Below are 22538 nucleotides of genomic sequence, written 5' to 3'. Positions count from 1 at the left end.
GTTCTTTTGTGGACTGCGTAAGAATCCCCCGCCTTTAGGCGGTGGGAGTGTCAAATATACCTACTTTTCGAGGCAAGGCAGCAATCTCTCTGGACGCTTTCCAGGTCTAAGTAGGGGAGTATCTTTAGTCATTTAGACAGGCCAAAACCCTTATAGGAACTCAGGTACGGCCTGTTAAAGAATTAAAGGGCACAGTAGCAACACCTAGCAAACCAACTTCGGAAGCAGGATGGATTGATTAGTACCGCCAGTTCCCACGGCTAGGGTATGCTGGTGAGCAGTGAGCAAGTTTCCTGCCTTTTCTTTTGAGGAGAGAATATGCCAGAACCGGAATCCTCCTCAGCCCACATTCTGGTGATCGAAGATGAGGCCAAACTGGCCCGTTTCCTGGAAACCGAGCTGGCCTATAGGGGATATCGGGTGAGTGTGGTCGGCGATGGCACGGTGGCCTTGGCGGCAGCCCGCGACCAGAACCCCGATTTGGTGCTGCTGGACTGGATGTTGCCCGGGATCTCGGGGTTGGAAGTTTGTCGGCAGTTGCGCTTGACGGGCAACCGCGTGCCCGTGGTGCTGATGACTGCCAGCGACGAGGTGGCAGATCGGGTGGCAGGTCTGGATGCTGGGGCAGATGACTATGTGGTCAAACCCTTTAGCCTTCAGGAGTTGCTGGCGCGGATACGGATCTATCTGCAGCCCCCCAAGGGATCTGGCGACAGCCGGTTGGTGTTTATGGATCTGACGCTGGATCCGGTGACACGCCAGGCAAGCCGGGGAGAGCGACAGGTGGAGCTGACGGCTAAGGAATACGACTTGTTGCGCTACCTGATGGAACACCCCCGCCAGGTGCTCACACGCCAACAAATTTTGGAGCATGTGTGGGGCTATGACTTTACAGGCGATTCCAACATCATCGAGGTCTATATTCGCTACTTGCGTCTTAAGATCGAAGGCCCAGGGGAGAAGCGCCTGATCCAGACGGTGCGCGGGGTAGGCTACGTGTTGCGCGAATAGGAGGCCGACATCCCCCAGAAGAATGGCCTGGGCAGCCTGGGGGGATCGCTGCTGCGGCAAGATTGGGGAGAAAAGAACCCGGAGAGGATTTCGTCCTGCTAGCAGGTGAGGTTGATGGAAGCCGACTGCTGGAAATGAATGGGGGGATTTTGGGGTGCAGAGGGTGTTGTCGATGAATCTAGGGAGTGCAGGGCTGCTGGGCCTTACCTTCAGCTCACCGGGAGAATTTGTCTTCCGCTTTCCCCCCGAAACCCCTCTCGTAGGTGGGCTGGGGCTGCGCTGGTACGGCCTGCTGATGGCCATTGCCGTGTTGCTGGGGCTGCTCTTGACCAAAGCCTTGGCGGAGGCCCGCCACCTGGAGAAGGAGCCAGGCGAGGCCAGCGAACGGGTCGAGATCCTGGCCCTGTGGCTAGTGGTATCGGGATTTCTGGGCGCCCGCCTCTACTACGTCCTCACCCACTGGTCAGAGTTCCAAGACAACCCCCTCCTGGCCTTTGCCATCTGGCGGGGAGGCATCATCATCCACGGTGGGATCTTGGCTGGTGCACTTGCCCTCTACCTTTACTGCCGCGCCACCGGGATCAACGGCTGGAAGTACGCCGATGTGATCACGCCGGGGCTAATCTTGGGCCAGGCCATTGGGCGCTGGGGCAATTTTTTCAACTCTGAGGCCTATGGAGCCCCCATTCCCCCAGACAGCAGTTGGCCCTTGCGGGTATATATCCCCCCCCAAGCCCGCGAGCCTGACTACAGCCAGTTTGAGTTTTTCCACCCCATCTTTTTCTACGAAAGCCTGCTCAACCTGCTTCTGTTTGCTCTCTTGATGGGGATGTTCTGGCGCTTCCCCAAGCTCAAAGATGGCACCTGGGTCTGGACCTATGTGGTCGGCTATAGCTTGATCCGCATCCCTTACGAAATTTTGCGCGTCTCGGCGGTGGCCTATCTGCCGGGAACTTCCATCAAGGCCGCCTACGTGGCCAGCGCCGTAGGCCTGGTGCTGGGGATCGGCATGCTGGTCTATATGTACCGGCTGCGCTTCGACCCCGATTTGGAGCAGTTGACAGCTTGGCTGGCCCAACAGGCAGGGCTAGAACAGGAGACGGCTGCTGAGCTGGTGCAGCGGGCCTGGGCCATCCAGCAAAAGCACCGCCGCGCTGACTTGCTGGATCGCGTCACCCTGGCCATGCCCCACTTTCCCAGCGCCCTTGCCCCCCATCTCTCTTTGGGCCAACGGGAGCTGCTGATGCGGCAATTGTTCTGCCGCTTGGAAGGTCGGGATCCCGCTGGAGAAGGGCTTCCCCAGCCAAGTTAGCGCCAGAGCTATCGGGCCGGACTAGGCCACCCAAACTAACCTTCAGGTCTTCAGACTTTGCAGCCACGCTTCTAGGGCGCGGATGGGAGCGGGATCCCGGTAGAGGCGCTCTTGGCGGGCTTTTACCCGCTGCCCTATTTCCTCACGCCAGCGGTCATCCAGGCCCAGCCGCACGGCAATCTGGATGTACTCCTCTAGGCTAGAGGCGATGGTCTCGTAGATCCCCATCTGCCGCAGGATGGCGTAGGTGTGGCGGCCCCGCATCAGGGATCCCGGCAGCGTGACGATGGGCAGGCCATGGGGCAGGGCTTCCAGGGTGGTGTTGCCGCCGGACCAGCCGATGCTATCCAGGTAAACATCCCCCAGGGCGTTGTAGGCGGCATATTGGGCAGGCGAGAGCTCCGGCAACAGCAGCACATGGTCTTCAGCGGCCAGGCCGTAGGCTTGAAAGGCCCGCTGCAGCCGTTGCCAAAAGCGCTGGCGGATCCCTTGGGAGAGGCGGCCTCGCAAAAACAGGAATTGACACCGCCCCACTTCCCGAGCAATGCGGGGGAACACCTCGTCGTACTGCGGCAAGTACTTGAACAGAGATTGGGCGCAGAGGTAGAGCACCCTGTCGGGATCCACCCCCCAGGCTAGCCAGTCCACAGGGGCGGGGTCAATGTCCAGAGGGATGTAGTAGGTGCCGATGCCGGGCAGGGGCAGGAGCTGCTCGGTGTAGTGGCCGGCCCCGTCCGGCGGCTCCATCAGCTCGCTGCTGAGGAAAACATCCATTGTTGGCAGGCCAGAGGTTTGCGGATGTCCCCAGGCCATGGCCTGCACAGGGGCCAAACGCAGGGCGGCCAACTGGGCACAGACCGGGTCGATGCCCACCTCCGGGTAGAGGAGCACGTCCAGTTGCGCCTCCCGAAGGGTTGCCTGCCACTCCGCCAGGCTGCGGGATCCGGCCACAAACTGCTCAAAACGAGGGGGCAGGGAGCGCGTGATCTCCTCTTGGACGGCCGAGGTGTGGAAGCCGTAGAGGGCCACTTGGGAGCGATCCAGAGCTTCTACCCAGCCGCCGGTCAAGATCTTCCACACCGAATGATCCCGGAACAGGCCGGAGACGATGCCCACCCGCAGCCGGCCAGGACCTCGCCGCAGGACAACAGGGGGCTGGGGGTAGCGGGCCGCCATCACCTCCCCCACCAGGGATCCGTACAGGTGCTGCAGCTCGCGGTCGTTCTGGCCCTGGTAGGGCACAAAGAAGGGTTGGACGGAGCCGACGCCGGCGGCAGCGCGCTCTAAAGCAGCGGGATCCCGCGGCAGTTGGGCCCAGCGGGCCTTGACCTGTTCCAGCGCTTGGCGGTAGCGCTGGCGGGCGCTTGCAATTTGCTCAGGGGTGTCGTAGAGCAAAGGCAACTGGCTGACGCACCAGCCCAGGGCCGCGGCCAAATCGGCGGGATCCGCTTGCCAGAGTTGGTAGAACAGCTCCGCCGCTTCCTCCTCCCGGCCACAATCCCGCAGCAGGATGGCCAGGGTGTAGGCGGCATCGGCAAAGTCCGGCTGCAGCTCCAGGGCCTGTCCCAAGGGGACAAGGGCCGCCTCCAAATCCCCCTGCTGCCGCAGCACCAGCCCCAGCTGGTACAAAACTTCCGCGTCCGGCCCCCCCTGCTCTAGGGCCAGTTGCAGGTGAGTTTTCGCCTCCGCCAGCTGCCCCGCCTTCTTGAGAACAATTCCCAAATTGAACAATTCCCAAATTAAAGTGGGCATCGGGGAACCAAAGCTGTTGGACAAGGGCCTGCCGGATCAGGGCAATCGCGTCGTCCAGGGATCCCTGCTGCTGCCGGCAGATCCCCAAGAGGTGCAGCGCCTGCGGGTGGGCGGGCTGGGCTTGCAACACCTGTTGGTAGAGGGAGATGGCCTCCGGCAGTTGCCCCGCCTGGTGATGGTGGACAGCCTGAACCAGCAGGCGCTGCAGGTGCTGTTCCTGGTTCTCTCGGCTGGGGCCAAAGCCCTTTCCCGGCGGCGACATCTTTAGCCGTTGGGAAAATTCAAAAAGCCTGCCAAGGCCGGGGCAATCGGCAGCAGGGTCATCACCATCAAAAAGAGGGCCAGCAACGCCAAGGCATCCCGTTGGCCGTCGGTCTCGGTAATCTCATCCTGCGGGGGACGCTCCGGCTCGCGGGCAATAAAGAGAATCAGCAGCGCCCAGTAGAGGGCCAAGACGTTGCTGATGGCCGCCACCGCCAGGGCAATCAGGGTAATCACCGTGGCGCGGGCCGCCGTCTTCCGCCCGTACACCGCCTGCACAATGCGACCCCCGTCCAGCTGCCCTGCCGGCAGCAGGCTCAAGGCGGTGATTGCCAGGCCAATCCAGCCCACGGCAACAAAAGGATGAATGGGAACCAGCTCCGCCTGCAACTGGGATCCCAGCACCAGCCGCGCCAGCGTGCCCACCAGGATGGAGCTGCGAAAGATCTCCGTGGGCACGTACAGCCCCCCGGAGCCAGACAGCCTTAGGCCGACCAGCAGCACCACCAAGGAAAGGAGGCCGCCCGCCGCCGGGCCGGCAAAGGCGATGTCGAACAGGGCCTTGCGGTTGGGCACCGGCGACTGGATGCGGTTTAGGGATCCCAGTGTGCCGATCCCCAAGCTGGGGATAACAAAAGCCGGGCTGAGGCGGACGCCGTACTTGACGGCCATCCAGCGGTGGCCCGTCTCGTGCACCAGCAAAATGGCGAAGATCCCCGCCGCCACGGGCAGGGCTTCCACCCAACGCCCCGGCGCCTCCAACAGCCGGAAGCCGAACAGGTTGGCCCCCACCTCCAAAGTGGCCAGAAAGCTAGCCAGCATTAGGCCTGCTGCCAGAATCTGGGCTCCCCTCGAGGTGCGGTAGTTAACAATCTCATCTGGCAAGACCACCACCGCCGGCTTTTCTGAGGCATCTTCCACCAAAAACAGTTGGTAGCGGCTGCCCAGCCGCTCCCTTAGCCTTTCCTGCAGCAGCGGCACCACCCCCTCCGCCTCCCGCCGTAGGTTGCCCTTGAAGATCGCTCCCTCCCCATAGGGGATGGTCTCAGTCACAAAAAAGGTGTCCAGGCTGAAGATGGACTGAATGGCCTGCAAATCTTCCGCAGAGATGCCCCGCAAGACCAAAGGCTGCTCGGCAGGCGTCTCCCCAGCCCCTTCCGAGGGGATTTCCTGCCGCTCCTCCATCTGGGCCAACTGCTGCCTCCGCGCCTGCAGCTCCTGCTGGGCCAACTGACGGGTTTTGCGCCCCACGGCAATGTAGAGCCCCGTAAACACCAGCAACAGCAGCAGGAAGCCTGCAAAATTGAGGTAGATCCCCAGCAGCAGCAGCCCCAGGAAAACCACCCACGGCAACAAGAGCAGGGATCCCTGTAACCACACCCAGACGGCCAGGGATCCCCGCCGGCGGGCTCGCCAGAAGCCCCAACCCAAAAACGCCAGCGTTCCCAACAAAAAGAGGGGCGTAATCTCGGCAGCGATGTTCATGGCTAACCCACGAGGCTTACCAATAGGGAGCTGGAGTCAAAACGGCTCAAGCGGAAACAGCCGTTCCTTCAAACCGAGGCTCCGGCTGCTCCCACAAGTAAAAGCCAGCTTTGCGCGGTTTGAGCAGGAACAGCCGCAGGAACTGGTAGGCGTTGTTGAGGTAAAGAGGCAGCTTGCGCAAACCCTTGAAGGGGCCGGATCCCCGGGCAATCTCCCTCAGCTTGGCGTTGTTGGCCACACACTTCTGCAGCCGCCGCACAAACTCAGGGTTTTCCACATCCAACACCACCGGAAACACCTTGGCCGCCTCGCGGTTGGTCTTGTAGATCACCTCCATGTCGTAGGTGTGCGGATCCAGGCCCAGGAGGCGGTAGAAACCTGGGCGCTCGCCCACGTCGTTGAGGTACATGGTGGCAAACACCGACAGCAGGAAGAAGCGACACCACAGCTCCGCCACCCACCCCTCGAGCAGCCGCGGCTGGCTCAGGAGCATGAGGGCAAAGAAATCGCCGTGGCGGTTCTCGTCCTGGCACCAGTTCTTGAAGAAGTTGAAGATTGGGTAAACGCGGTTTTCGGGGTGAGCCTCCAGGTGGCGGTAGATGAGAATGTAGCGCCAGTAGCCGATCTTTTCGGAGAGATAGGTGGCGTAGAAGATAAAGCGGGGCGCAAAGTAAGTGTAGGACTTGTGCTTGGTCAAAAAGCCCAAGTCAAAGGCCATGTTGAAATCGCCCATGGCGCGGTTGAGGAAGCCGGCATGGCGAGCTTCATCGCGGCTCATCAGGGCAAAGCACTCAGCCAAGACCGGGTTGGTCTCCTTCAGCCTGCGGGATAGCTCCTTGTAGAGGAGGAAGCCGGAGAACTCCGCCGTGCAGGAGCGCTCCAAAAACTCCACAAACAGCCGCCGCGCCTCCGGATCGAGCCGGCTTTCGCAATCTTGGTTGAACTCCTCGCCGCGGACGAAGTGGTGGCGGTTGTAGTCGGCGCGAAACTCCTCCAAGATGGCCCGGAAGTCGGCCTCTCGATCGCCTAACCCCATCTTGCCGATGGCCTCGAAGTCGGTAGTGTAGAAGCGCGGCGTCAGGATGGTCTCGGTGGGCACTCGCGCCTGGGTTTGGGCAGCTCGCAAAGTGGAACTCATAGGGGTTACAGGATGAAAAGGCCAGTATACTCTCGCAGTTTACCAGCCCTTGTGGCCGGCGGGGGGATAAGAAGTGTTACCGACAGGCCCCACAACCCCCTACGACTGCACCGCCGCCGGCTGGGATCGCGCCGGATCCGTCAGCTCACTCCCCTCCTCCGAAGGAGGGATCACCTGCCAAAACAGAGGCAGGTAGCGCTCCCAGTTCTGCAGGATGCGCTCGGCTTTGGGGGAATGGGTGCGGCGGTAGTGCTCTTGGATCAGGCCCTTCAGTTGCGCTTCCGCCGCCGCCGTCTGTATCCGCTGGATGCGCACGATCTCGCCGTTGACCTTGGCGGGGAAGTTGCCCTCTTCATCGAGCACGTAGGCCAGGCCGCCGGTCATGCCCGCCCCCAGGTTGCGGCCCACCCGCCCCAGCACCACCACCACACCGCCGGTCATGTACTCGCAGCAGTGGTCGCCGGATCCCTCGATCACCGCCTGGGCGCCGGAGTTGCGCACGGCAAAGCGCTCCCCCGCCTGGCCGTTGGCAAACAGGGATCCGCCCGTGGCCCCGTACAGACAGGTGTTGCCCAGGATTACATTTTCCGCCGGATCCCGCGGGGCTTCTGGGGGAGCCAGAATGACAATTTCACCGCCGCACATGCTCTTGCCCACGTAGTCGTTGGCTTCTCCCGTCAGGGTCAGGCGCATGCCCGCCAGGGTAAAGGCCCCAAAGCTCTGGCCGGCTGTGCCCACAAAGCGCAGATCCAACAGCCCCCCTTGTCGGACAAAGCCGGTATCCCCATACAGCCGAGCCAGGGTGCCGGCAATGCGCCCGCCCACGCAGCGGTCGGTGTTCGCAATGGGGAGTTCCAAGGTGGCCGTGCTGCAGGTCTCAATGGCCTTTTGCACCTCGAGCCGGGCCAGGATCTGCTCGTCCAGCACCGGGCCGTTGGAGTGCACCGGTTCATGCTCTAGCCACTCGGGCTGACGGTGGGGATCAAAGCCCGGCGGAGTTCGCAGCAGACACTCCAAATTCAAGGACTGGGTTTTCGCCAAAGCCACATCGGCGCGGGGGCAGAGCAGATCCACCCGCCCAATTACCTCCTCCAGGGAGCGGTAGCCCAGCCGGGCCAGGATCTGGCGCACTTCCTCGGCCACAAAGGCGAAGAAGGTCACCACCTGGTCCGGAGTGCCAGGGAAGCGCTTGCGCAGCTCTTCCTTTTGGCTGGTCACCCCCACCGGGCAGTTGTTGGTGTGGCACACCCGCGCCATGATGCACCCCTCGGCAATCATGGCTACTGTCCCGAAGCCGAACTCCTCTGCCCCCAGCATGGCCGCCATCACCACTTCCCAGCCGGTGCGAATGCCGCCGTCCACCCGCAGAATTACCCGCTGCCGCAGGCCGTTTTCCAAGAGAGCATGATGCACCTCCACCAGGCCCAGCTCCCAGGGTGCCCCCGCATGTTTGATGGAGCTCAGGGGAGAGGCCCCTGTGCCCCCCTCGTGGCCGGAGATCTGGATGATGTCGGCATTGGCCTTGGCCACTCCCGCCGCCACGGTGCCGATGCCCACCTCCGCCACCAGCTTCACCGACACCTGCGCCTGCGGGTTAACCTGGTGCAAATCGAAGATCAACTGCGCCAGATCCTCAATCGAGTAGATGTCGTGGTGGGGCGGCGGCGAGATCAGGGTCACCCCCGGCTTGGAGCGGCGCAGCTTGGCGATGTAGGGGCTGACCTTTTTGCCGGGCAGTTGTCCGCCTTCGCCCGGCTTGGCCCCCTGGGCAATTTTGATCTCGATTTGCCGCGCGTTGAGCAGGTACTCCGGCGTCACGCCAAAGCGGCCCGAAGCCACCTGCTTCACCGCCGAGCTGGCGTTGTCCCCCATGCGCAGGCCCTTAAGGTGAGGAAAGCGCGCCGAGGTCCCCTCGGGTGTTACATCGGTGATGGGGATGTAGCGCTCCGGATCTTCCCCGCCTTCGCCGGAGTTGGACTTGCCGCCGATGCGGTTCATGGCAATGGCCAGGGTCTCGTGGGCCTCGCGGCTGAGGGCCCCCAGCGACATTCCCCCCGTGGCAAAGCGCTTGAAGATCTCGGTGGCCGGCTCCACCTCCTCCAGGGGAATGGGATCCCGGTCGCTGCGAAAGTCCAGCAGATCCCGCAAGGCTGTGGGGGTGCGGCCCCGCAGATAGGTCCGGTAGATCTCGTAGTGGTCGGGCTGGCCTGAGGCAATGGCCTTGTGGAGCAGCTTGGCCATCTCCGGGCTGTTGATGTGGTATTCCCCCTTGGGCCGCGCTTGGATGAAGCCAAAGTTCTCCAGCTTTTTCGAGGTGAGCTGGGGGAAGGCTCGCTGGTGATTGGCCATGCCCTCGCGGGCCAGATCCGCCAGCGTCATCCCCCCCACCCGCGACACCGTGCCGCGGAAGGCCAGATCGATCACCTCTTGGCTGAGGCCGATGGCCTCGAAGATCTGGGCCCCGTGGTAGCTGGAGAGGAGGGAAATGCCCATCTTGGAGAGGATCTTGAGCAAGCCCGCCTCGATAGCTGCCCGGTACTTCAGTTGAGCTTCGGCCAGAGAGAGCTGGGGCAGCTTGCCGGCGGCCATTTGGGTTTGCGTCTTGGGCTTGTGCCACCACTGGCGCACCGCCTCATAGGCCAGGTAGGGACAGACGGCGCTGGCCCCGTAGCCAATTAGACAGGCAAAGTGGTGGGTACTCCAGCACTGGGCTGTCTCCACCACCAGGGAAGCGCGCAGGCGCAGCCCCTCCTGGATGAGGTGATGGTGGATGGCCCCCACGGCCAGCAGAGGCGGGATCAAGGCCTGCTCGGCGCTCAGGCCGCGATCCGAGAGGATTAAGATCTCTGCTCCCTCCCGCACCGCTTGCGCCGCCTCTTGACAGAGGGCTTGCACCTGGGCGGCCAGCCCTGCTGGCCCAGCGGCCACCGGGTAGAGGATCGGCAGCGTGCGGCAGGGAAAAGGCGTCTGCTGCAGGGCGGCCAGCTCCGCCTCGTTGAGCACCGGGCTGCGCAAGTGCAGCAGACGGGCATGCTCTGGGCGAATCTCCAGCAGGTTGCCTTTGGATCCCAGGTACACCTCCAAAGACATCACCAGGCTCTCCCGCAGGGGATCAATAGCCGGGTTGGTTACCTGGGCAAAGCGCTGCTTGAAGTAGTCGTAAAGGGGGTGGGGCTGGGTGGAGAGCACTGCCAGCGGCGCGTCGTCCCCCATGCTGAAAACCGGCTCTTTGCCTGTGGCGGCCATTTCCTCGATGATCATCTCCACATCTTCCAAGGAGTAGCCGCAGGCAGTTTGCAGTTGGAGCAGCTGCTCTTCGGTAAGCTGCGGGGCGTTCTCAAAGTCTTGGCTAGCCAGCTGAACGCGGTGAGCCCTTAACCACTCCCCATAGGGGTGCTGAGCTGCCACCTGGGTTTTGATCTCCCAGTTTTTGTAAAGCTGGCCACTTTGCAGATCCACCGTCAGCATCTGCCCCGGCCCCAGCCGCCCCTTTTCCAGGATCTCGGCTTCCGGCAGCGGAACCACCCCGGCCTCTGAAGCCACCACCAGCAACCCATCGCGGCTGAGGGCATAGCGGGCCGGGCGCAAGCCGTTGCGATCCAGGGTGGCGCCAATGGTTTTGCCGTCGCAGAAGACCACCATAGCCGGCCCGTCCCACGCTTCCTGCAGGCCGGCGAAGAACTCGTAGAAGTCCACCACTTCCGGGCGATCTTGCAGCTCCGGCTGGTGGCGGTAGGCCTCCGGGATCAGCGCCATCATCGCCTGCTGGCTGGAGTAGCCCGACGCGATCAAGAGCTCAAAGACCGCGTCCAGGCCCGCTGAGTCGCTGCTGCCGGGATCGATGACGGGTTTGAGCTCCTCGATGGCCTCGCCCCAGAGGGGATGGGCCAGGGTGGGCTCGCGGGCAGCCATCCAGTTGACGTTGCCGAGATACGTGTTGATCTCGCCGTTGTGGCAGAGGTAGCGGAAGGGCTGGGCCAGCGACCAGCGGGGCAAGGTGTTGGTGCTGAAGCGGCGGTGATAGGTGGCGTAGGCGGTGGTGTAGAGGGGGTTGTGCAGATCGCGGTAAAACTGGCCCAGCACCGCCGATTGCACCATGCCTTTGTAGACAATCAGCCGGCAGGAGAGAGAAGCAAAATAGATGGAATAAAAGCCAAACCGGCTTTCCACCTGCCGCCGCAGACGCCGCCGCAGCAGATAGAGCTGCCGCTCCAGCTCATCTCCCGCCAGCCTGGGATGGGTGAGAAGCATCTGCCAGATAGAAGGCAGGGTTTGCCGCGCCATCGGCCCCAGGCACTCCGGATTGACCGGCACCTGGCGCCAGAGGGGCCGCCCCCACTCGCTGGTGGCCAAGTAGTCGTCGATAAGCTGGCGTACCGCCTGGCACTCGGGGGGAGCCTGAGGCAAAAACACCATGCCCACCGCGCTGCGGCCGGGATCCCAAGCCCGGATCTCGTCCCTCTCTGCCTGCAGCAGTTGCCAGGGAATGGCTGTGGCAATGCCGGCCCCATCGCCGCTTTGGTTGTCGCCGCCGCAGCCGCCGCGGTGCTCCATGCAGGCGAGAGCTTGGAGGGTTTTTTGCAGCAGCTCGTGGCTGGCTCTCCCCTGGCGATCCACCAAAAACCCAACGCCACAGGCATCCCGCTCTTGAAAGTGCCAGCTTTCCTGCAGGATGGGAACCGAGACCTGGGAGCGATGGGGATTCATGGGGAAAAACGGCTTGGAATGAATCACGCTTTAGAGTTGGGAAACTAGCATATCGCAATCCAATCCGGCAGGAAAAGGGGTCAGCCCCAAGTCAAGCTGGATTTTGCCGATAGGACAATCGGATAAGCGAAGAAAGCCAAAAAAGGCTCGCTACGAACAGATTTTTCCAGTTTTTCTGCCAGCTTCTTCGGCAGACTTTGGACGATCTGGGACAACCAGAGGGTATGCCTCAGCTGGCGCTGGCTTCGCTTGCCGCCAACCGGCCATGTGGAGAACTGCCATTAACTGTTATCTGAAGAAGTCGGAAAATGTATTTCGCAGATCGGAGAGCCGGTCGTTGAAGCAGGTGAGCCGGTCATCGGTGGAGCTCACCAGGGTTAAATCTGCCCTGCCGGTTGCGCCCTCGGATCCCAAGAGGGGGACGCTCATGCGGCTGGGATCCGCAGGATTCTGGGAGACGCGGATGACAGCTTGCTGGCGGTTGAACTGATAGGCCTCGGCCACGTAGCGGATGGGCTCGCTCAAATTGGGATCCACCGGCAAGCTGGGGGCCGGCAAAAGATCCACCAGCTCGGTAAAGGTGCCGCTCCGCAGGCCCACCACGGCAGCAGCCCCCAACTGGTTGCAGATGGCGATGAGCACCGGCTCTTGGGCGCTGGCGCTGACGTTGGCCAAGGTGACGGTGACGGTGGCCCGGCTGGGCGCTGGGGGATAGGTGATCTCAAAGGTGCGGGCAGAGGCGTTGCCCAGCTCGTCGCGGGCGCGGAAGCGGAGCTGCCCTCTGTAGGGCAGGATGGAGGAGAAGTAGAGGCCAAAGCGGTCGCTAGGGCCACGTCCAGGGATGTTGGCCTGGCCAGGGACGTAAGCGAGGACGGCCCGCGTCTGCCAATTGTTGGGGGGCGCGTAGGGCAGCAAGGGGCCGCTGTCAAGGCTGGGGGGATCCTGGGGAGGTGGATCCGGCTGGCCATCCCTGTTTAGATCCAGGCCATTGCCCAAAAAGGCCACTGAGCGCTGGAGCAGGATGGGACGGTTTTGGGTATCGACCAGAGGAGACCGCCCTTCCGCCAGCCCCGCATTCTCCACATAGACGTTGAAGGGGCGATTCAAGATCTGGTTGTCCCGCTGCCGCCGCACGTTGAACTGCAAGTAGGGCCCCACCGCGCCCGCTGTCGGGGATCCCCCTGTAATTTCAAAGTCGTCGGCCCGCAGAAAGGCATTTTCCAGCGGGCTAAGCGGCGTTGTCGCCTCGCCACAGCCGACCAGGCCGAGCGCCAAGATCGCCCCAGCTGCCAAAGATCCCAGTCTAGGTTTGACGAGATTTGGGATAAGAGATTGAACAGGGGAAGTCGGGCCCGCACAGGTGGGATGCGCAGGCCGGCAGGCAAGCTTTGGCTTCACCATTCATCTTCTCCCCACAACAGAGATTGGCGACCGGGCTGAGCGGGAAATCGGCGAAAATCCACCTGCAGCCCCCCAGCGTCGCCTGAACCACTATATCCTGAGCTTCGGTTTGGATCCCACCATCCCTATGGGGTTGGGAGCCATGAGTCGGCGATAGGGAGGGAGGAATTGAGGGAATCGCTACTCCTTTCTCCTGAGCCGGCTTGATAGCTTAGAGGAAGCGAAAGGTGGATGCCCATGTCAGATACCCCTGCAGTCTTGGTAGAACAACTCCAGAAGCGCTACGGCTCCACAGTGGCCGTGGCCGATGTCTCCTTCCAAGTAGAGCCCGGCCAGATCTACGGCATTCTCGGCCCCAACGGCGCCGGCAAAACCACCACCCTGCACTGCCTGTGCACCCTGCTGCGCCCCGACGCAGGCCGGATCGAGGTGTGCGGGATCCCCGTCAACGAAAATCCCAAGGCAGTACGCGAAAAGCTGGGCTTTGTTGCCCAGGAGGTGGCTTTGGATAAGGTGCTGACGGGGCGAGAATTGTTGCAGTTGCAGGCCGATCTCTACCACCTGCCGCGGCCCTTGGCCCAAGAGCGGATTGCCACCGTCCTCGAATTACTGGGGCTGGCCGACCGGGCCGACCAACGCATCGGCACCTACTCCGGCGGCTTGCGCAAACGCCTAGATCTGGCGGCAGGACTGCTGCACCAGCCCCAGGTGTTGGTTTTGGACGAGCCCACGGTGGGCCTAGACGTTCCCAGCCGGCAGGCCATCTGGGACTTCCTGCGCCAGCTCAAGAACACCGGCGTTACAGTGGTGCTCAGCAGCCATTACCTGGAGGAGATCGACCTATTGGCCGACCGGGTGGCCATCATCGACCGCGGCAAGGTGATTGCCGAAGGCACCCCAGAAGAGCTAAAAGCCCGCGTCGGCGGCGAGCGCATCACCGTCAAGCTGCAGGAGTTTGCGCCGCCAGAACTGGCCCAACGGGGGGCCGAACTGCTGGGATCCCTGCCCTTTGTCCAAAAAGTGGTGATCAACAGCGCCCAGGGCAACGCCCTCAACCTGGTGGTGCAGCGCAACGGGGAGGATCCCCTCAGCCAGATCCGCGCCCACCTCGAGGCCCATGGGCTGGAGGTGTTTAGCAGCAGCCAATCTCGCCCCAGCTTGGATGACGTGTATTTGGCGGCAACCGGGCAAACCCTCCTGGATGCGGAGCTGGCTGCCGCCGAAGCCAACCTGGGCAAAAAGAAAAAGTAACTTCATTTTCAAGAGCAATGCAACGGTTCCCCACGTCGATCCCTAACTCCCCAATTGAGCCATACTGATTACAAGCTGATATGTACAAAGTTCCATTGATATTGATTGATCGATTGAAGATTGCATTGATGATTATTGATCGCAACATTGCAGGAGCCTTGGTATGACCTCTGCCGCTTCCCCCATCCAATCCAACCCGATTCCTCTATTTACAGCCGACTTTTGGCAGGAAACTTTTGCCCTCGCCCGCCGCTTGTTTATCCAATTGCAGCGTCGCCCCGCCACCCTGCTGGTCGGCATCATCCAGCCGCTGCTCTGGCTGATTTTGTTTGGGGCCTTGTTCCAGAATGCCCCTGCCGGCATTTTCGGGGCCGGACAAAACTACACCCAGTTTTTGGGGGCAGGCGTGATCGTGTTTACGGCCTTTGGCGGGGCCTTGAACGCCGGTGTGCCGGTGATTTTCGACCGGGAGTTCGGATTTTTAAACCGATTGCTGGTGGCTCCCCTCACCTCTCGCTTTTCCATTGTGCTGGCCTCTAGCCTGTTCATCGTTAGCTTGGCGCTGCTGCAGACGGCGGTGATCGTGGGGGCAGACTACGTCCTCGGCGGCGGGATCCCGGACGGGCCGGGCTTGGCGGTGGTGGCGTTGATCGTGGGCCTGTTGGTCTTGGGTTTCACCGCCCTGAGCTTGGGCCTGGCCTTTGCCATGCCGGGGCACCAGCAGTTGCTGGCCTTTATCTTTTTGGTGAATCTGCCGCTGATCTTTTCCAGCACCGCTTTGGCTCCCCTCAGCTTTATGCCCACCTGGCTTCGCTGGGTGGCCAGCCTCAACCCGCTCACCTTTGCCATCGAGCCGATTCGCCACGTCTATCGCAGCAGCACCTGGAGCTTTGCCGATGTGGTGCTGCAGGCCCCCTGGGGCGAACTCACCCTGGCGGGATCCCTGGGGCTCTTGACAGGGTTTGTGGTGGTGTCAGTGCTGCTGGTGCAGGGGGTGCTGCGCAAGAGTTTGGCCTGAGCATTTTGCCCAGGCTGTGCCCCTCAAAGCCACTGGCGGGAGACGGACTTCTCTAGCTCTGCCTGCGCTTGCTGCACCAGGGCCAGAGGGCTGTCCTTTGCTGGCGAGAGATGTAGAGGAGGGGTGAGGCTGCGGGCCTGCAGGGCCATGTGGAGCTGCAGTTCGGTTACATAGTCGCGCAGGTCAAAGCCAGCGGCAGAAGAGGAGCGAGCTGTAGCGGAAGCGTAAGAGGCAGACATCACGGCAAGAAGTCCCTCGGAAAATGGCCACCGTCGCCCTGCTACGCTATCACGCCTGCTCCCCTCGAGGGAGTTCCAGAATGTTAGCTTTGATTAAGCTTTGCAACAGATTTTGGCCATGGCGGTTCTTGAAGATTGGCAGCGCTCCAAGTTGGATCCCAGCGACGATGCCCTCTTTTACGACTATCCCCGCTTCGTAACCCATGTGGATGCCGGCTTCATCGGCCAGCTCACCGATCTCTACCGCGAGTATTTGCGGCCTCAGAGCCGCATTCTCGATCTAATGAGCAGTTGGGTTTCCCACCTGCCGCCGGAGGTGAACTTTGCCCATGTGGAAGGGCATGGGATGAATGCTCAGGAACTGGCCGCCAACCCCCGGCTTGACCATTTCTTCGTCCAGAACCTCAACCAAAACCCGCTTCTGCCCTTCCCGGACTGCACTTTTGATGCAGCGCTGAACGCGGTTTCGGTGCAATACCTGCAGCAGCCGGAGCAGGTGTTTGCCGAGGTGCATCGCATCCTCAAGCCCCAGGGCCTTTTCATTGTCAGCTTCTCCAATCGCATGTTTTTCCAGAAGGCCATCCAGGCCTGGCGGGATGGCTCGGAAGCAGAGCGGGTGGAGCTGGTCAAGCGCTATTTTGAGTCGGTGCCGGGATTCGAGATCGTCGAGGTGATCCAGCGGCCTGCTCCCCTGGGTTGGCTTGCCCTTTTGGCCGGCGGGGATCCCTTTTACGCTGTGGTCGGTCGGCGAACCGAGGCATGAGGCCATCCATCTTGCGCGTGGCGCCCTTGCATTTCTGGACTCCAACCGGCATGCCGCTGCGGTTCCCCGGCCTTGAGGGGCGGGTTGCTCCCTGCCGAACGACGGGGGCAAAGGCGACGAGATTGGATCCCTGAGGCAAACTGCCATCCCGAGGAGGTTCTGCGGGGGTTCTCCGGGCAAGCTTAGGAAGGGGGGGGCAAAGGGATCTGCAGCTCCACCACTGTGCCGCTACCCAAGCGGCGGTTGCGCCAGGTGATGGTTGCCCCGATTAGCTCGGCTCGGTAGCGCATGTTGAGCAATCCATGGCCGTGGCCAGGTTTCTGATCGGGATCGATCCCACCGTTGAACTCCGGCATGCCACGGCCATCGTCGATGATCTTCAGCTCCAGGTGGGTGTAAGGGGCTTCGGGATTGACAGAAGGCTCCTCTGCGCCGCTACCGGCTTGAACCTTGGGCTGAATGGTGATGTCGATGCGCCGTGCCCCTGCGTGTTTGACGATGTTGTTCAGCGCCTCCTGCACGATCCGAAAGATGTTGCTTTGGCAGGCAGGGCTGAGACGGGAGAGCAGGCCATCGGCGCGGTTGTCGAAGCGGGTGAGAAGCGGGTGAGGAGAACGCTGGGCCGCCCGTTCCAGAAGGCTGCGCAGAGCCGGGCCCAGGTTAAAAGCCCGCATGGCCAGCGGCTGCAGATCCTCGACGATCCCCCGCAACTCGGCCATGGTCTCCTGCAGTTGGACGCTCATGACGCGTAGCTGAGCCTGGCCGGCAGGGCTGAGGGTCGGATCGCCGGCGAGCTCCTGAATCTGACGAGACAGAGCTCCCAGATCCGCTAGGGTCTGATCGTGCAGATCGGCGGCCAGGCGACGACTTTCCGCCTCTCGCCCCTCGGTCAGCCCTTGCAAGGCTGCTGCCGTCGCCTCTTGACGGCGAACCTGCTCGTAGAAGGAGGCCCGCTGCAGCGCCACTGCCGCAATGTCCGCCAGCGCTTCCACCAAGTCCCTATCTGCAGGGGCAAATCCGGCGGCTTCGGGGGCAGTATCGGCAGTTGGAGGCTTCCGGCCTGCCGTCGCCAGGGGCGGAATGGAGGCGCAGAGCACACCCGCAATCTGGTTGGCATCGGTAACCAGAGGTACACACAGTAGGGAGCGGATGCCCCTCTGCAACAGCGTCTGGCGGGTGGGAAGGGGCAGCGGAAAGGTTTGGACATCGGGGATCAGCAGCGTGTCCAGATGGGTGTAGCAACTTACCCAAATGAGCTGGCTCAGCTCAGGGGTCAACGTCTGCCCCACCTGGGAAGGGATCCCCGGCTGACGGCGGTATTCCTGAAGAATGGCGAGGGGTTCTGGAGCCGCTGCAGGCTGTTGGGCGCTCGGCCCATAGCCGCTCCGCGGCGCCACAAAAGTACAGCGATCGACCTGCAAAACTTCCGCCATGCCCTCGAGGGCAATCTCTACCACTTGGTGGGGATCATAGGTGCCGCTGAGGCGCTGGGCGACCTGGCGCAACAAGCTTTCCCGCTGGGCCGAGATGCGGGTTTGCTCGTAAAGTTGCGCCTGTTGGAGGGCGATCCCCGCCTGCTCGGCCACGGCTTCCGCCAACTCCAGATCCTCCGGCTGCCAGGGGGATCCGCCGTGAGGGTAGCGCAGCAGGGCAATACCCCCCAACACTTCCTGTTGTCGCTGCGGCTGGTCAGAGGCAAACAAAGGCACCCACAACAGCCCGCTTCCCTGCCGCTGCGGCTTCAAGTCATCCGGCACCACCACCGGCTCCTTCAAGGTGGTCAGCAGGCTGGCTGCCAAGCGCAACTTGGCCTGAACCGTTTCCGACAATTCCGGCGGGATCCCCGGCTCCGGCCAGGGCTTCTGGAGGGATCCCGTCAGCGGGGCATCCAGCAAGGGCTCCGTCCCGCTCACGCGCACGGCAGGGGTGAGCTCCGGCGCATAGATGCCCACAGGATGCAGCATCTCCTGTTCCGGCTGCCAAAGGGCCAAGATACACACATCCGCCTGAAAAGCCGCACCAATCTGCTGGGTAATCGCGTGGAAGAGAGTGGTGGGCTCCAGGCTGGAGCGAATTGCCGCTGTGATCGAGTGCAACAGCGCCAGCCGTTCCGCCTGCCGATGGGCCCGCTCAAACAGGCTGGAACGAGTTAGGGCAATCGCCAGTTGGTAGGCCACCGAGCGCAACAGGTCAATCTCCTCCGGCTGCCAGGGGTGGGGTGTAGTTAGGTATACCCCCAGCAGCCCGATCATCCCCCCTGGCGCAGCAGCCAAGTCGGATCGGCCCGTCTGCGGATCCCTGCCGCCGGCTTCCCCCAGCCCGGCTCCTGCTGAGCCCACCGCTTGCAACGGGATCAGCACCGCCGAGCGAGCCTGTAGCGCCTGGAAAGCGGCCAGTCCCTGCGGCGGCAACAGATGTTCCTGAGCCGGCTGCATATGCAGGGCTATTTGCACCACCTGCCCCTCCTGCAACCGCTCGCACAGCGAGCCAAAGTCTTGGATCCGGTACACCTGCCCCAGGGACGGGGCCAGCCCAGGGCTTAGGGCCTCGTGGGTGACCTGAACCGTCTCCTGATCCGGGTTGATACTGTAAAAACAACAGCGGCTCAGCCCCTTCACCCCTTTCGAGAGAAAGGCGTGCTGCAGCTCCTTCAGGGCAGTGCTGACGATTTGATCCCACTGCAGAAAGCGGTGGACAGTGCTGGTGATGCGGTTGAGCAACGCCTCCCGCACCGCCTGTCGGCGGCTGCGCTCCAGCAGCTTGGCATTGATAATGGCGCTGGCCGTATAGGAACAAAGAAACTTCACTACTTCTACAAAGCTGGCCTCCAAGGGTGTCCGGCTCAGCAGAGCCAAAGCGCCCAGCCGCTCCTCCCCGCGGTTAATTGGGTAGGCGACAAAGCCCCGCAGGCCATTGGCCCTCACCCACTCCGGGGCAGGCATCCAGACCTCTTGATCCGGGTTGTTGCTCAAGAGGGGCAACCCTTGCTGGACCACACGCCCCATAGGGCTGTCATCGGGGTAGATTCGCTCAATTTGGGCGTGGGCAGGGCTGAGCAGGCCAGCATGGGCCACCGACCGAAAGCAACCCTCTTGCGGGTCGAAAAACCAGAGGCGAGCGGAGGCCACGCCCAGGCGGCTCACCATCTGGTGCACTAGGGTTTGAGCCAACTTGAGCAGGCCTTGCTCCCACACCTCCGGCTCCGCCGCTTCTGAAGCCTCTTGCGAAGAGAGCAGCACCAGTTCCTGAACGATTTGGTTGGCAGCCTGAAGCTGGATCAAGAAAGTGGAATCCGGATCGACAAAAGCCTGCAAAGGCATAGCAGCAAGCAATAGAAAAGTCAACTCCAACAGCCTGAACTCAGGCAACCACCTTCTGCACCGCCTCCAGCCGCCCCAAAGCCCAGCCCCGCCGCTGCAACAGCGCAAAAGAGGCCATCAAATCCGGCCCCTGCAGATCCCCTGTCAAGGCGGCCCGCAAGCTTTTCAGCAGCAGGCCCTTTTTCATCCCCTGGCTTTTGGCCACCTCTTCCACCAGCGGTTTTAGGCTGTCCGCGGAAACTGGCTGGGGCAACTCAGCAGCAGCCAACGTGGTGGCCATGGCGGCCATCGCTTCCGCCACCCCCGGCAGGCGCAACTGTTCCAGAGCCGGCAACGAGTAGCTGAGGGGCTCTTGAAACAAAAAGCGGCTCAGGGGAGGAGCCTCCGTCAGGCGGTCGATGCCCTCGGCGATTAGGCAGGCCACCTCTTCCAGCCAAGTGGGATCCGGCACGGATCCCAGGTCAAACCCCGCCGCCTGCCAAAAGGGTGTCAGCCGCTCCACCAATTCTGCCGGGGAGAGCTGCTTGATGTACTGGCTGTTGATCCAGTTGAGCTTGTCCCAATCAAAACGAGCGGCAGCCCGGTTGACCCGGTCGAAGTCAAACATCGTAGCCGCCTTTTCCAACGAGAAGATCTCTTCCCCATCGGGAGGCGACCAACTGAGCAAAGCCAAGTAATTCTTGAGAGCTTCCGGCAAGAAGCCCATCTGCTGAAACTCCGCCACCGAGGTCGCCCCATCCCGCTTGGAGAGCTTCTTCCCTTCTGGATTCAGGATCAGGGGAGAATGGGCAAACTGCGGCGGTTTATGACCCAGAGCGCGGTAGAGCAAGATCTGCTTAGGCGTGTTGCCGATATGGTCTTCGCCACGGATGACATGGGTGATGCCCATGTCGATGTCGTCCACCACCACTGCCAGGTTGTAGAGAGGGTAGCCATCCGCCCGCGCGATCACCATGTCTCCCCCCAAATCCTGGGTGTTCCAGGTAATGGGGCCGCGGATAAGATCCACCCACGACACCTCCAGGGGCTCCTCGATCTTGAAACGGATCACCGGCTGCCGACCCTCGGCTTCATAGGCCCGTCGCTGCTCCTCAGTGAGAAAGCGGTGGCGGTTATCGTAGCGGGGAGCCTTGCCGGCGGCCTTCTGCGCAGCGCGCATTGCTTCTAGCTCCACCTCGCTGACATAGCAGCGGTAAGCCAGCCCCTGGTCCAAAAGCTGCTGCACCACCGCTTGGTAGCGCGCGATGCGGTTGGACTGGTAGATGGGCCCCTCATCCCAATCCAGTCCCAGCCAGGCTAGCCCTGCTAAGATGTTGCGGGTGTAGCGGGGGGAAGAGCGCTCGCGGTCGGTGTCTTCGATGCGCAAAATGAACTGGCCACCGTGGCGGCGAGCGTAGAGCCAGTTAAACACCGCCGTCCGGGCGGTGCCGATGTGCAAGTTGCCAGTTGGGCTAGGGGCAAGGCGAACGCGAACACTCACAGGCAACGGTTCTCAAACAGTGCATCCCGATCCTAGTCGGCAGGGGGATCCCGTGTCATGTTGGGGGCTGCAACCGTTGTCAACCGAAGTCTTTCGGGTAGAATCCGCCTTAGCTGCCGGTCAAGAGGTAGGCTCCCCGGGGGTCAAGGTTGGTGGGCAACGCCCAGCTTCTGCTTTTTCCGGTGTTGAGGAACGAACTACAGTAGCGTAGGAGGAACTACAGCACATGCGTCTAACCCTGGCGATTGTTCTGGGCTGTCTAGCCGCCGGGATCCCGGCGGGGGCTGTTTTTGCCCAAATTGCCTATCCTTCTTACCCGGTGGGGGATGCCCTGGATGCGATCCTGCTGGATAGGGGCAGAGATGCGGATCCGGTGGTTTTCCCTGAAGAGGTAGTGCGCTCCCAGGCCCGGCGAACCACCGCCTTCTTCACCACTTTGCTGAACCAGCGCACCAACATCCCGCCCTTGCGCTCGCTGGATTTGCCCAGCCCCTACCAAGCCTCGGTCCGCACCCAGGCTGGCTATTACCGCGTTACCCAGACAGAGCCTGTTTTGGACGCCGAGCTCCTCCGCTAGGCAAGGCAGATACCCAGCCTGCATTGTGTAGAACCTCTACAAATTCGTGGTTTCGGCCAGGGGGCGTCGGGCCGAGAGGCTAAGATCGGCTTGTAGCGTGTTCAGGCTGCCTATGTCTGCCCGATCCAAAGTAGAAGCCCTCCCCAAGGGCATGGATCCCCGCCAGTTCACTGCAGCCGATGTGGCGGCCATTGCGGAGCGTCTGGAGCGCAACGAGTACCCCAACGTGTTCGACTGCCTGGAGGATTGGCACACCCTGCGGGCCATTGCCTTTTACTCTCCCGAGCTGGTGGCTCCTTATGCCCATCTGTTGGAGTGGGAAGTGGATGAAGACTAGAGCTGTCCTTGTAGCTCTGAGCTTTGCTTAGAAGGGATCCCCCTCCTCAACCAGAAGGGGGAGAAGAGCTTCCATCTAGCCCCTGTCTGCGAATAAGATAGCGCACTTCTTCGAGGAGAACGTTAAACCTCTGGTCATTCTCGATCTGACGCTGGTTGATGGCCTGGATAGCGCGTTCGTGCTCTTGTTGCAATGCAGTGAGAGTGATGAGAGCTTGAGTTACTTCCTCGGCCCATTCGGCCAAGTGTGCTAAGTCCGAGCGGGTCTCACGGACAACTTCCTGTAAGTCTCTCAAGCCTTGCGCTTGAGCCACGTTTTGCTCATAGCTTTCCCGAATGGCCTGGCGCAGCTGCTCAATTTCCCGGCTGCGAGCGGCGTTTTGCTCGCTCAGCTCGGCGTGGCTTTCCCGAATGGCCTGGCGCAGCTGCTCGATTTCCCGGCTGCGAGCGGCGTTTTGCTCGCTCAGCTCGGCGTGGCTTTCCCGAA

Annotated in this window: 16 protein-coding genes and 2 pseudogenes; 8 read left to right on the top strand and 10 right to left on the bottom strand. The window is 62.0% G+C overall.

Annotation, left to right across the window (positions count from 1 at the left end; translation table 11 throughout):
- Positions 1-318: 318 nt before the first annotated feature.
- Positions 319-1011, top strand: coding sequence for a response regulator transcription factor (locus GG26_RS11955; protein WP_011431479.1), 693 nt, complete (start codon positions 319-321; stop codon positions 1009-1011).
- Between the two features lie 172 nt (positions 1012-1183).
- The gene (gene lgt, locus GG26_RS11950; RefSeq protein ID WP_414348323.1) at positions 1184-2323 is read left to right on the top strand and encodes a prolipoprotein diacylglyceryl transferase; all 1140 of its coding nucleotides are present in this window, start codon (positions 1184-1186) and stop codon (positions 2321-2323) included.
- A 42-nt stretch (positions 2324-2365) separates the two neighbouring features.
- Here lgt and GG26_RS11945 read toward each other — a convergent pair whose 3' ends face one another.
- The 6 genes and pseudogenes from GG26_RS11945 to GG26_RS11920 form a co-directional block, all read right to left on the bottom strand.
- Positions 2366-4075 carry a tetratricopeptide repeat protein gene (locus GG26_RS11945; RefSeq protein ID WP_414390819.1) on the bottom strand — a complete coding sequence of 570 codons (1710 nt, stop codon included), beginning with the start codon at positions 4073-4075 and terminating at the stop codon, positions 2366-2368.
- An 82-nt stretch (positions 4076-4157) separates the two neighbouring features.
- Positions 4158-4337 (bottom strand): annotated as a pseudogene (locus GG26_RS11940) (hypothetical protein); the annotation flags it as partial.
- A gap of 2 nt (positions 4338-4339) precedes the next feature.
- Positions 4340-5821 carry a site-2 protease family protein gene (locus tag GG26_RS11935; protein ID WP_414390817.1) on the bottom strand — a complete coding sequence of 494 codons (1482 nt, stop codon included), beginning with the start codon at positions 5819-5821 and terminating at the stop codon, positions 4340-4342.
- A 46-nt stretch (positions 5822-5867) separates the two neighbouring features.
- Positions 5868-6959: a magnesium-protoporphyrin IX monomethyl ester (oxidative) cyclase gene (acsF, locus tag GG26_RS11930; RefSeq protein WP_414390816.1), complete on the bottom strand. Its 1092-nt coding sequence runs from the start codon at positions 6957-6959 to the stop codon at positions 5868-5870.
- Between the two features lie 99 nt (positions 6960-7058).
- Entirely contained in the window at positions 7059-11666 is a 4608-nt protein-coding gene (gene gltB / locus GG26_RS11925; RefSeq protein WP_414390823.1) for a glutamate synthase large subunit, read from the bottom strand.
- A gap of 288 nt (positions 11667-11954) precedes the next feature.
- The gene (locus GG26_RS11920; protein ID WP_414390814.1) at positions 11955-12959 is read right to left on the bottom strand and encodes a hypothetical protein; all 1005 of its coding nucleotides are present in this window, start codon (positions 12957-12959) and stop codon (positions 11955-11957) included.
- Positions 12960-13026: 67 nt separating this feature from the next.
- Here GG26_RS11920 and GG26_RS11915 point away from each other — a divergent pair, with 67 nt between their 5' ends.
- From GG26_RS11915 to GG26_RS11905, 3 genes are all read left to right on the top strand, one after another.
- Entirely contained in the window at positions 13027-13224 is a 198-nt protein-coding gene (locus tag GG26_RS11915) for a hypothetical protein (RefSeq protein ID WP_011431486.1), read from the top strand.
- A gap of 74 nt (positions 13225-13298) precedes the next feature.
- Entirely contained in the window at positions 13299-14318 is a 1020-nt protein-coding gene (locus tag GG26_RS11910) for a daunorubicin resistance protein DrrA family ABC transporter ATP-binding protein (RefSeq protein WP_011431487.1), read from the top strand.
- Between the two features lie 163 nt (positions 14319-14481).
- Positions 14482-15336, top strand: a complete 855-nt coding sequence (locus GG26_RS11905; RefSeq protein ID WP_011431489.1) for an ABC transporter permease — start codon at positions 14482-14484, stop codon at positions 15334-15336.
- Between the two features lie 23 nt (positions 15337-15359).
- On the opposite strand, the gene GG26_RS11900 is transcribed toward GG26_RS11905, so the two are convergent.
- On the bottom strand, positions 15360-15575 hold the full coding sequence (locus tag GG26_RS11900) for a hypothetical protein (protein ID WP_011431490.1): 216 nt from the start codon (positions 15573-15575) through the stop codon (positions 15360-15362).
- Positions 15576-15693: 118 nt separating this feature from the next.
- Here GG26_RS11900 and GG26_RS11895 point away from each other — a divergent pair, with 118 nt between their 5' ends.
- A complete protein-coding gene (locus GG26_RS11895; RefSeq protein ID WP_414390811.1) occupies positions 15694-16338 on the top strand; it encodes a class I SAM-dependent methyltransferase in 645 nt (214 codons plus the stop codon).
- A gap of 182 nt (positions 16339-16520) precedes the next feature.
- Here the strand turns inward: GG26_RS11895 and GG26_RS11890 are convergent, their stop codons facing one another.
- Both GG26_RS11890 and gltX read right to left on the bottom strand, forming a co-directional pair.
- Positions 16521-19658 carry a GAF domain-containing sensor histidine kinase gene (locus tag GG26_RS11890; RefSeq protein ID WP_414390809.1) on the bottom strand — a complete coding sequence of 1046 codons (3138 nt, stop codon included), beginning with the start codon at positions 19656-19658 and terminating at the stop codon, positions 16521-16523.
- Positions 19659-19698: 40 nt separating this feature from the next.
- The gene (gltX, locus tag GG26_RS11885; RefSeq protein WP_414390807.1) at positions 19699-21138 is read right to left on the bottom strand and encodes a glutamate--tRNA ligase; all 1440 of its coding nucleotides are present in this window, start codon (positions 21136-21138) and stop codon (positions 19699-19701) included.
- A gap of 226 nt (positions 21139-21364) precedes the next feature.
- Between gltX and GG26_RS11880 the strand changes: the two genes are divergently transcribed.
- Both GG26_RS11880 and GG26_RS11875 read left to right on the top strand, forming a co-directional pair.
- On the top strand, positions 21365-21715 hold the full coding sequence (locus GG26_RS11880; RefSeq protein ID WP_011431494.1) for a hypothetical protein: 351 nt from the start codon (positions 21365-21367) through the stop codon (positions 21713-21715).
- 112 nt (positions 21716-21827) lie between these two features.
- Positions 21828-22052: a DUF2555 domain-containing protein gene (locus tag GG26_RS11875; RefSeq protein ID WP_083759181.1), complete on the top strand. Its 225-nt coding sequence runs from the start codon at positions 21828-21830 to the stop codon at positions 22050-22052.
- 46 nt (positions 22053-22098) lie between these two features.
- Here the strand turns inward: GG26_RS11875 and GG26_RS11870 are convergent.
- A pseudogene (locus GG26_RS11870) lies at positions 22099-22538 on the bottom strand (hypothetical protein); the annotation flags it as partial.

This window comes from Synechococcus sp. 'PEA 65AY6A-5F PE A' (assembly GCF_047462575.1).
GTDB lineage: Bacteria > Cyanobacteriota > Cyanobacteriia > Thermostichales > Thermostichaceae > Thermostichus.
The sequence above is the reverse complement of the archived record's forward strand: the minus strand, read 5'-3'. Positions and strand labels throughout refer to the sequence as shown.

Coding starts and splice junctions, on each gene's coding strand:
- GG26_RS11955 (WP_011431479.1), top strand. CDS start 319: ATGCCAGAACCGGAATCCTCCTCAGCCCACATTCTGGTGATCGAAGAT.
- lgt (WP_414348323.1), top strand. CDS start 1,184: ATGAATCTAGGGAGTGCAGGGCTGCTGGGCCTTACCTTCAGCTCACCG.
- GG26_RS11945 (WP_414390819.1), bottom strand. CDS start 4,075: ATGCCCACTTTAATTTGGGAATTGTTCAATTTGGGAATTGTTCTCAAG.
- GG26_RS11935 (WP_414390817.1), bottom strand. CDS start 5,821: ATGAACATCGCTGCCGAGATTACGCCCCTCTTTTTGTTGGGAACGCTG.
- acsF (WP_414390816.1), bottom strand. CDS start 6,959: ATGAGTTCCACTTTGCGAGCTGCCCAAACCCAGGCGCGAGTGCCCACC.
- gltB (WP_414390823.1), bottom strand. CDS start 11,666: ATGAATCCCCATCGCTCCCAGGTCTCGGTTCCCATCCTGCAGGAAAGC.
- GG26_RS11910 (WP_011431487.1), top strand. CDS start 13,299: ATGCCCATGTCAGATACCCCTGCAGTCTTGGTAGAACAACTCCAGAAG.
- GG26_RS11905 (WP_011431489.1), top strand. CDS start 14,482: ATGACCTCTGCCGCTTCCCCCATCCAATCCAACCCGATTCCTCTATTT.
- GG26_RS11900 (WP_011431490.1), bottom strand. CDS start 15,575: ATGTCTGCCTCTTACGCTTCCGCTACAGCTCGCTCCTCTTCTGCCGCT.
- GG26_RS11895 (WP_414390811.1), top strand. CDS start 15,694: ATGGCGGTTCTTGAAGATTGGCAGCGCTCCAAGTTGGATCCCAGCGAC.
- GG26_RS11890 (WP_414390809.1), bottom strand. CDS start 19,658: ATGCCTTTGCAGGCTTTTGTCGATCCGGATTCCACTTTCTTGATCCAG.
- GG26_RS11880 (WP_011431494.1), top strand. CDS start 21,365: ATGCGTCTAACCCTGGCGATTGTTCTGGGCTGTCTAGCCGCCGGGATC.
- GG26_RS11875 (WP_083759181.1), top strand. CDS start 21,828: ATGTCTGCCCGATCCAAAGTAGAAGCCCTCCCCAAGGGCATGGATCCC.